The 1,050-nt window shown below is 56.5% G+C and carries 1 rRNA gene; it reads left to right on the top strand.

The annotated features are described in order from the left end of the window. Window positions 1-1,028: ribosomal RNA gene (locus KUM32_RS20655) — 23S ribosomal RNA — on the top strand; the annotation flags it as partial. Window positions 1,029-1,050: the final 22 nt, after the last annotated feature.

Genomic DNA, 1,050 nt, shown 5'->3' with positions numbered 1-1,050 from the left:
GGCGAAGCTGAGAACTTAAGCGCCAGTAAACGGCGGTGGTAACTATAACCATCCTAAGGTAGCGAAATTCCTTGTCGGGTAAGTTCCGACCTGCACGAATGGCGTAACGACTTCTCGACTGTCTCAACCATAGGCCCGGTGAAATTGCACTACGAGTAAAGATGCTCGTTTCGCGCAGCAGGACGGAAAGACCCCGGGACCTTTACTACAGTTTGATATTGGTGTTCGGTTCGGCTTGTGTAGGATAGCTGGGAGACTGTGAAGCTCGCACGCCAGTGTGGGTGGAGTCGTCGTTGAAATACCAGTCTGGTCGTGCTGGATGTCTAACCTGGGTCCGTGATCCGGATCAGGGACAGTGTCTGATGGGTAGTTTAACTGGGGCGGTTGCCTCCTAAAGAGTAACGGAGGCGCCCAAAGGTTCCCTCAGCCTGGTTGGCAATCAGGTGTTGAGTGTAAGTGCACAAGGGAGCTTGACTGTGAGACCGACGGGTCGAGCAGGGACGAAAGTCGGGACTAGTGATCCGGCGGTGGCTTGTGGAAGCGCCGTCGCTCAACGGATAAAAGGTACCCCGGGGATAACAGGCTGATCTTCCCCAAGAGTCCATATCGACGGGATGGTTTGGCACCTCGATGTCGGCTCGTCGCATCCTGGGGCTGGAGTCGGTCCCAAGGGTTGGGCTGTTCGCCCATTAAAGCGGTACGCGAGCTGGGTTTAGAACGTCGTGAGACAGTTCGGTCCCTATCCGCTGTGCGCGTAGGAGTCTTGAGAAGGGCTGTCCCTAGTACGAGAGGACCGGGACGGACGAACCTCTGGTGTGCCAGTTGTTCTGCCAAGGGCATGGCTGGTTGGCTACGTTCGGGAGGGATAACCGCTGAAAGCATCTAAGCGGGAAGCCTGCTTCGAGATGAGGACTCCCACCCACTTGATGGGGTAAGGCTCCCAGTAGACGACTGGGTTGATAGGCCGGATCTGGAAGCACCGTGAGGTGTGGAGGTGACCGGTACTAATAGGCCGAGGGCTTGTCCTCAGTTGCTCGCGTCCACTGTGTT

It is taken from the genome of Streptomyces sp. AC627_RSS907, assembly GCF_019049165.1.
Note: the sequence above shows the minus strand (reverse complement) of the source record. Positions and strands in the feature narration are given on the sequence as shown.